The organism is Paenibacillus cisolokensis (genome assembly GCF_018403665.1).
GTDB lineage: Bacteria > Bacillota > Bacilli > Paenibacillales > Paenibacillaceae > Paenibacillus_AH > Paenibacillus_AH cisolokensis.
The window spans coordinates 1-9,020 of sequence record NZ_BOVJ01000046.1 but is presented as its reverse complement, the minus strand read 5'-3'; the positions used below and the strand labels follow the sequence as shown (position 1 = coordinate 9,020).

At 46.0% G+C, this 9,020-nt stretch carries 5 protein-coding genes and 4 pseudogenes; all 9 read left to right on the top strand.

Annotation, left to right across the window (positions count from 1 at the left end; all coding sequences use genetic code 11):
• Positions 1 to 593 (top strand): annotated as a pseudogene (locus PACILC2_RS06520) (M15 family metallopeptidase); the annotation flags it as partial.
• A gap of 227 nt (positions 594 to 820) precedes the next feature.
• Positions 821 to 1,243 carry a VanZ family protein gene (locus tag PACILC2_RS06515; protein WP_213528216.1) on the top strand — a complete coding sequence of 141 codons (423 nt, stop codon included), beginning with the start codon at positions 821 to 823 and terminating at the stop codon, positions 1,241 to 1,243.
• A gap of 156 nt (positions 1,244 to 1,399) precedes the next feature.
• Positions 1,400 to 2,095, top strand: coding sequence for a response regulator transcription factor (locus PACILC2_RS06510; RefSeq protein ID WP_213528214.1), 696 nt, complete (start codon positions 1,400 to 1,402; stop codon positions 2,093 to 2,095).
• Positions 2,088 to 3,196 (top strand): annotated as a pseudogene (locus PACILC2_RS06505) (HAMP domain-containing sensor histidine kinase). Before PACILC2_RS06510 ends, PACILC2_RS06505 begins: the two are co-directional and overlap by 8 nt.
• Positions 3,197 to 3,462: 266 nt before the next feature.
• Positions 3,463 to 4,367 (top strand): annotated as a pseudogene (locus PACILC2_RS06500) (carbohydrate ABC transporter permease).
• A 78-nt stretch (positions 4,368 to 4,445) separates the two neighbouring features.
• On the top strand, positions 4,446 to 5,258 hold the full coding sequence (locus PACILC2_RS06495; protein ID WP_083485226.1) for a carbohydrate ABC transporter permease: 813 nt from the start codon (positions 4,446 to 4,448) through the stop codon (positions 5,256 to 5,258).
• A gap of 320 nt (positions 5,259 to 5,578) precedes the next feature.
• A complete protein-coding gene (locus tag PACILC2_RS06490) occupies positions 5,579 to 6,460 on the top strand; it encodes an efflux RND transporter periplasmic adaptor subunit (protein ID WP_372447064.1) in 882 nt (293 codons plus the stop codon).
• Positions 6,461 to 6,691: 231 nt separating this feature from the next.
• On the top strand, positions 6,692 to 7,774 hold the full coding sequence (locus PACILC2_RS06485; RefSeq protein ID WP_244863290.1) for an extracellular solute-binding protein: 1,083 nt from the start codon (positions 6,692 to 6,694) through the stop codon (positions 7,772 to 7,774).
• Positions 7,775 to 8,011: 237 nt separating this feature from the next.
• Positions 8,012 to 9,000: pseudogene (locus PACILC2_RS06480) on the top strand (IS4 family transposase); the annotation flags it as partial.
• Positions 9,001 to 9,020 lie beyond the last annotated feature (20 nt).

Below are 9,020 nucleotides of genomic sequence, written 5' to 3'. Positions count from 1 at the left end.
TGGACAACTCGATCCGATTGACGCCTTTTTTGGCACAAAAATTATCTGTGATGATTGCAGCGGCACATCAGGATGGCATTAACCACTTTATGCTCACCAGCGGCTATCGGGACGAAGCGGAACAGAGCAAGCAATACGAGGAAAACGAGCCCGGCTACGCGTTGCCGGCAGGCTTTAGTGAGCATAACCTCGGTTTGGCGGTGGATATCGGATCAACGCAAGGGAAGATGGAGTCTGCTTCTGAAGGGCTATGGCTGAAAGAGAACGCCTGGAAATACGGCTTTATCTTGCGCTATCCGGAGGACAAAACAGAAATTACAGGGATTCCGTATGAACCATGGCATTATCGTTATGTCGGTTTGCCGCATAGCGCTATTATGTATGAGAACAATTTTGTTCTTGAGGAATATTTGGGATTTTTGAAGGAACGGAAATCGATAAAGACCACGATAAACCACGAAGAGTATTCCATTTACTACTATTCTGTTCTCGAAGATATCACGATTCATGTGCCGGCGGATACCCGCTATGAAATTTCAGGCAACAATATGGATGGTGTTATTGTGACAGTATATTCCGGGCAGGGCGATACTCCAACAAACGATAAACCGGAGAACGATTCATCGACAAGCGATACGCCGACAAACGAGGGGGCTCCAACCGGCAATCGTCCGAACGATAAACCGCAGATTGATACGCCGACTAGCGATACGCCAGCGGACATCGATCCGGCGCTTGAGAAGCCGGAGGGTGCGTTTCAGGAGGATGGGATGCCGGAAGTTAAGAATCCGGAGGTTTCGATACCAAAGGAGGGGAACGGATGAGAGCCGGCTACCGGTTGAAACATTGGGGCGTTCGGCTATTGTTTGCTTTCTACATGTACGCGCTGCTCAAAATTATTTTATTCAAGTTCGGCCGGGTGGATGTTGCGTTTCTATGGGATCAGTTACTGCGAACCGCGACTTATCCGGAATATATCGTTGCCAGACTGCAAGCTGGGAATCTGGTTCCCTTGAAGGAAATTACCAGAGCGCTTGATGCGTTGACTGTACACAGCCTGACGAACCTCTTCGGAAATATTGCGATCTTTGTCCCGTTCGGCATGTTCCTTAATGTTCTTGCGAAGGCCGGAAAGCTGACGTTGGCGGGGACGCTATGGCGCTCCTTGGCGGTAAGTATCGGGCTGGAAAGCGTCCAATTGTTATTTTCGCTCGGTACGTTTGACGTGGACGATCTTTTTTAAATTCCATTGGAGGCATGCTCGGCTTCGTCGCTTATAGACTGGGGTCCTGGCTGACGACGCCGGCATCCGCCGTTCCGGGTGCCCCGCGCGCCGTTGTTCTGGCGAAAAAGTTCTGATACGATGTAGTTCAATCATCATATTTACTTGAGGTGGATTATGAAATCGATCACTATTTTAATCGCCGATGACGAACCGGAAATTGCCGATTTGGTAGAACTGCATCTAACCAAAGAGGGTTATCGTTGTGTGAAAGTTTCTGACGGGCTGGCCGCCGTACAGGTCATTCGGACGCAGTCTGTCGATTTGGCGATTCTCGATATTATGATGCCGAATCTGAACGGCTACGAAGCAACGCAGCTCATTCGGGAAAGTCACCACCTGCCCATTATTTTTTTAAGTGCTAAAGCGACCGATCTTGATAAAATTACAGGACTGGTCAGAGGAGCGGACGATTATGTGACCAAACCGTTCAATCCGATGGAGCTGGTCGCTCGGGTAAATGCGCAATTGCGGCGAGCGTTGCAGTTCAATCCATCGGCGACATCGAACGTTGCCGTTCTGGAGGTGCGCGGTCTGATGATCAATCCCGAACAACGAATGGTACGATTGTATAACAAACCGATTGAGCTAACCCCGAAGGAATTTGACATCTTGTACTTATTGGCCAGCCACCCGAATAAGGTGTTCAGCACGGAGAATATTTTCGAACGTGTATGGGGGGAAGCCTACTACGAAGGCAGCAATACAGTTATGGTGCATATACGCGCGTTGCGGAAGAAGCTCGAAGAAGATAAGCACAAGAACAAATGGATCAAGACGGTCTGGGGAGTGGGATATACGTTCAATGGCTAATAAGATCCGAGGTTTCCGATTTAAAATGATTCAGCTATTTGTTTTAAGTACACTTTGCTCTGGCACGATCACCTTTTTGATCTTTAAAGCACTCCAGTTCTACTATCATACGACGAAATTTGAAGATCCGACGACCAGAATTCGTTATTTCATGCGGGAAATCGGAGACCTCAATTTTTTCTGATACTTTTTATTCCTCTCTCCTTTTATTTTTTCTTTCTCTTCACGAAACGATATTCGCTTTATTTTCACGAAATATCGCGTGGGATCAATCAACTGGCAAACGGCGATTTCAACAGCCACATCAACATTCGATCGAATGACGAGTTCGAAGATATTGCGCGAGATATCAATCTGGCTAGTGACAAATTAAAGCATGCGCTGGAGAGGGGGGACTTTGCGGAGACCAGCAAAGAACAACTGGTTTTGAATCTGGCACACGATTTGCGAACACCGCTCACTTCTGTTCTGGGCTACCTGGACTTCATACTTCATGATGAAAATCTGACGACAGAACAGATCAAGCGGTATACGGGCATTGCTTACTCCAAGTCACAACGGCTGGAGAAGCTGATCGACGAGCTTTTCGAAATCGCTCGTATGAATTACGGTCAGCTAAAGATGAATAAACAACTGATCGATCTTAGCGAGCTTCTCATCCAATTAAATGAGGAATTATATCCTGCTTTAGAAAGAAGTCACCTGACCACCCGATTGCATGTGACTCCCCATGTGACGATCCGGGGGGATGGAGTTTTATTGGCGCGAGTATTTGAGAATCTCCTTACGAACGCCATTCGTTATGGCAAAGATGGCCAGTATATAGATATTCATTGCAATCTGGAAGCGGGGAACGCAGTAGTTCAAGTGATCAATTACGGTCAACGCATTCCCCCGGAAGAGCTGCCGTATATTTTCGATATGTTTTACACGGTCGATAAAGCGCGTACTGAGCGGGAAGGAAGCTCCGGTATCGGTCTGTTTATTGCGAAAAATATCGTGGAACAGCATCGGGGCACGATCTCAGCGCAAAGCGATCCCGTTCGCACGTTATTTGAAGTTCGTCTCCCGCAAAGCAACGCACCTACAGCGCATCAGTAACTAGGATGTGTCTGGACACTGCGTGATTTCTGTTTTTTCTCCACTTATTCTTCAATCAGTTTTCCCAAATGAAAGCATCAATGGGAGGAAACTGAGAATGAATAAGTGTTTTTTTATGTTCTAAGCGTGTTATCACTGAGACTGCAAACAAAGAGGATCGTCCGTTCAATGTTGGACGGTATTTAATAAAAATTTTATTTTTACCCTACTTATTCTTTAAACTGTTCTTTTTATAGTACTGGTAAGACTGGTTGGAGGAAGCGTAAATGAAGCAACGGTTTTTTAGACAAGATGACGATAGGAAGATCATGAAATGGATGCGCAAGGATGCGGTGGTAGCCTGGCTATTTCTCGCACCGAGCGCTGTTGGATTCGCACTGTTTTACCTTGTTCCATTTATCATGGGAGTATTTTATTCATTTGTAGACAGCCCGGTAGATCGTCATTTTGCGGGTTTGGATAATTACCGCGAGTTGCTTATGAGCGAGTCCTTCCGCAAGGCAGTGACCAATACATTTTATTTTAGCGCGGTTAGCGTTCCGCTTAATCTCACACTGTCGCTAGGTCTTGCGGTACTGCTGAATGCAAATTTATATTTGCAAAAATGGTTGCGGACCGCCTATGTGCTGCCGCTTGTCGTTCCCGTTGCCTCAATTGTGTTCGTCTGGCAATTGTTGTTCGATTGGAACGGATCCGTAAACGCCTGGCTGAGCAGCTTCGGAACTGAACGCGTGGACTGGATGAAGACCGATGCTGCCCGATATGTCATTATTGTCGTCTATTTATGGAAGAACATTGGCTATAACGTCGTTTTATTTTGGCGGGTTTGCAGCAAATCCCGAAGGATTATTATGAAACCGCGCATGTGGAAGGAGCTGGGCGCTTACGGCAGTTTGGCAGCATCACTCTTGTCTATCTGACTCCCACGATGTTCTTTGTCGTCATTTTGTCGATTATGAACTCGTTTAAAGTATTTCGGGAAACGTATTTAATCGCAGGAGACTATCCGCATGACAGTATCTATATGATGCAACATTATATGAACAACATGTTCACGTCGTTGGATATTCAGAAATTGACAGCCGCGGCGACCATGATGTTCGGTTGTATTCTTTTGATCGTCATCGGTTTGTTTGCGCTTGAACGCCGATATCGGCAGTTCATGGAATAGAGGTGAGAGTCTTTGGATAATTTTCACAAAATCATTCGAAAAATTGGCCTCACAGTCGTGTTGGGCACAATTGCGCTTATGTTTTTATTTCCAATTGTGGTCACGTTCACTAATTCATTCATGACAGCCCAGGAAATCGATATCAATTATGGATCTATCGGACAGATGAATGAAGCGATGAAAGGGGGGAAAAACCGTTATGGAAATTTAAAATTGCTGCCGGATCATGTATCTGTGAAGCAGTATGGCGAAGTGTTGGTGGCAAGTCCCCGATATTTAATGTTGTTTTGGAATTCGGTGTTGTTGGTAGTGCCGATCATCGTTGGGCAAATCTTGGTCTCGGCGTTTGCTGCGTATGCCTTCTCCAAGTTGCAGTTTCGTTACCGAGATCGTCTGTTTATCGTCTATGTCATGACGATGCTCATGCCGTTTCAGGTGACACTAGTGCCGAATTATATTATGGCGGATAAATTGGGGCTGCTGAATAGCCCGAATGCCATTATATGGCCTGGCATTTTCGCAGCTTTCGGTGTTTTTATGCTTCGACAGTTCATGCTACATATTCCGTATGCCTATATTGAAGCGGCGAAGTTGGACGGGGCCGGCCATTTGCGGATTTTCTTCACGATGATTGTTCCTATGGTGAAACCAGGTGTTGCTGCGCTCGTCGTTCTCTTATTTGTTGATTATTGGAACATGGTAGAGCAGCCGCTAATTTTTCTGAACGATCCGTTCAGGCATCCGTTATCTGTGTACTTGTCCAGGATCAATGATGAACCTGGGATCGCTTTTGCGGCATCCGTGCTGTATATGACCCCCATGGTGCTGTTATTTCTTTATGCGGAAACTTATTTCATTAAAGGCATTCAATTATCCGGCATCAAGGGGTAATAGGAGCAATCTTTCCAACGGAATGTTTTAGGAGGAAGAAGACTGAATATGGGGTTAGCAAACGAACAAGTTGATCGCAGACGCAAACGAATGATTCAAATTGCCTTTATAGTTTTTCTAGGATTGTTGTTGCTGCTTACTTTTTCGGAAATACCATTCAATCATTAACCTTGCCGAAAGTAAGAACGGAACCGCTGACTACAGGAAACTTGACATTTACGATTGAGGGAAGCGGCATATTGGAACCGCTCAAAGAAGCGAGGTTAACGAACCCTGCCGGTTGGAAGGTCCGAAAGATCTTCGTAAAGGAAGGAGACCGTGTGAAAGCGGGGCAAAAGCTAATAGAATATGACAGTACAGCGGCACAACGAGAATTAGAAAATGAAATGGCCAACTTGAAGAAGATGAATATTGAACTGGAAAATCTTCAGGATCAGTTCATTGAGGCAGCACAGGGTGGGGATGAACTTGATACACGAAACGCTAGCCGCGCGATTGAATCGCTAAAACTTGACCTAGACACGCAGGAACGAAACATTAACGAGTTGAGAGACCGTTTGACAAGCGGACAGGAGCTGATCGCTCCGTTCGACGGGATCGTAACCCAATTGAGTGCAGTCGAAGGAATGGCATTTATGGGAGAACCGGATGTTCGAATCTCAAATGATAGCTTGGGCTACAAGTTGGATATTCCCGCCGATTCTACGCTGTTGACCCACTTGGATATATCAGTTGGGACGAAGGTAGAGGTCGAGGTACAAAGCGTTCAGGCACAACAGACCCGTATCCTTGAAGGAACGATTATCGAAATGGTGGATGCAGAGCCGAGAATCGAATCCGTTGATTTGACTGGTCTGAACCGTACGATTCCACGGAAGCTGATACGTATCAACGTCTTCAATGCCGAGCTAAAAGGGGGTGAGCGAGCATGGGTCAATATTGAGAAACGCTCCCGCCAGCAAGGACTGGTTGTTTGGAGTGAGGCCATTCATTATGAGCGTGACGGAATGTTTGTTTATAAAATTGACGAGCAGAGAGGAGCATTGGGCAATGTTTTCGTTGCTCGTAAAGTGCGCATTCAGGTCAGTGAAAGGAATGATCATGAAGCCTTGCTTCTGGCCGACAGTCTCTATGAGGGCGATCTGTTAATTCTGGAAAGCAGCGAGCCTTTACAAGACGGAAACCGTGTTCGTCTGCAATAAGCTAATTTTAACAGGAGGAATTTATTCGATGAAAAAGTGGTCATTTATGGTGTTTATAGGCATTTTATTTCTGTTGGTGAGTGCATGCGCTTCTGAGGGAAGTGATCAATCGGGAAGCCAGAAACCGGTAAATAAAGAGGGGAAAACTATCGTTACGTTGTCTGTCCAACAAGCGAGCTCATTTTATGAAATCGCAGAAAAAAGTTTGAGGAAAAGTACCCGGATATCGATTTGCAAATTCAGGTTATAGAAGATTATGAACAATACCAAACAACGACAAATACAGCAATACTATCGGGCAAAGGTCCGGATATCTTTGAAGTCAGCGGTCTGCCAACCAAAGATTATGTGAACAAGGACCTTCTCCTGGATATGGAGGAGCTCATGAAGCAAGACGATACACTAAATCATGGCGATTTGCAAATAAATATTTTGGATGCGATAAAATCAAATGATGGTCTGTATGCCATGCCTTTCGGATTCAGCCTGCGAGCGTTTGTAGGTGATGGGGATCTTCTCGGGAACACGAGTATTGACGACCAGAATTGGACTTGGAAGGAGTTTGAAGATATTGCGAAGACGTTAGGCGAGAGCGGTGCGGAACGTCGTTATGCCATGGCGGGGGAAACACCTGATTTCCGCATGCAAGAAATGGTTGTGGACAGGTATTCCGAGTTTGTTGATACCGCGGCGAAAAAGGCATTGTTTGACTCTCCATCGTTCGTAGAAGCAATGCAGCAAATAAAAGATATGTACGATAATCAGGTCATGACTTCAGAACCGGCGGATATAGGCAAGCAAATGTTTTATTCGACCGTTCTGAGATCGCCGGCAGATTTTATCAATGATTTGCATTTTTATTTCTCCAATCCGAAGCTGCTGCAAAAACCGGAACAAAAAGGAGGAACGAGAATTGTTCTCGCCTCCCAGTTCGCCATTCAAGCCCAATCCGCGGTGAAAGAGGAGGCCTGGAAGTTTATTGCCTTCATGCTATCGGAAGAAGGGCAATCGTTGCAAGAAAGACAAGGATTTTCGCTGCTGAAATCTGTGAATGAGAAGCAATTGAACGAGATGCAGGAACAAGTGGAAAACGGAACGTATAAGACGCCAGACGGGAAAGCGCCGAAAGTGACGAATGATGAATTTGCCAAGTTCAAAAAGTTCATTCATTCTGCAAATAACCATTCGGCAGCGGATGGCAAGGTAATTTCAATTGTAGGAGAAGAATCTATGGCCTTCTTTAGTGAGCAAAAAACTGCTGAAGAAGTTGCCGAGCTGATCCAGAACAGAGTGACAACCTATTTGAACGAGTAGAAAGCATTTAAATTGAAGTAGCGTATCTTTGGGCGCTACTTTTCAAAATAGCAACAAACCGATTTTAGCCGAGTGCTATTATTTACTCAACTTTCGCAGCTTGAAAATTAGTGTTAAGCCTTGATATTACCAGGATTTCTTATTGAAAAATCTCGTTCTTGACAGAAAAACACCTTTCCGTTTGGTTAAATGGAAGTGGATAGTATTCCCATCCCAAACAGAAAGGAGCGTAACTCTATGGTACAACACAACTTCCTGTCTGAAAAGGGGCAAGAACGAATCTCTGCTTTATTTTCCGCTTTGCAAATCGGACAACTGTTGCGTAAAGCCGGTATTTCGAAGTCGTTCGGATTGTCCAGTCTGGTCATTTTTAAGCTGATCTTTACGCTCGTGTTCGAAGGGCGCAATTGGTTTCGTCATCTGCATAGCGACCGCCAGTCGTTGCCTGGCAAAGATGTAGTCTATCGATTCATAAACCATCCACGCTTTGCCTGGCGAAGATTTTTGCATGCCTTGAGTCTGAAGGTCGTTCAGCATTTTGATTCCTTAACCTCTTCGTCCCGCGTTCGAACGTTCATCATTGATGATTCGGTTCTTCGCAGGGATCGCAGCAAGAAAGCCGAGTTGCTGGCTCGCGTCTTCGATCATACGACGAGGAGATATGCTCGCGGCTACAACATGCTCACGCTCGGATGGTCGGATGGCTTCAGCTTTGCGCCCATCGATTTTGTCATGCTCAGCTCGGCCAAGCTGACGAATCGCTTTTGCGTGATGAAGGAACGTCCAAGCGTACCCAAGGCTACAAACGCCGCATCGAGGCACTTTCACGCAAACCGGATGCCGTGGCGGCTCTGCTTGATCGAGCGATCCAGGCGGGATTCAGCGCTGACTTTGTCCTGATGGACAGTTGGTTTACCCAAGCGCCTCTGTTGCGTGAATTGATGGCGAAAGGTCTACATGTCATTGGGATGGTCAAGGCGATGAAACAACGATCCCGGTTCAACGGAAAAAGCCTGACGCTCCATGAACTGTATGCCCTGTTGCCAAAGCAGAAAAACAAAGAAATCCTTGGCTCGGTCATCGTTCAAACTGCCTGCGGTTTACCGATCAAACTGGTCTTTGTGCAAAACCGCCATCGGCGGCGGGATTGGCTGGTTCTGCTCAGCACCGATTTGGCGTTGGAAGATGCTGAAATCGTTCGCATCTACGGCATGCGTTGGAGCATTGGCGTGTCCAGTTAAGGACA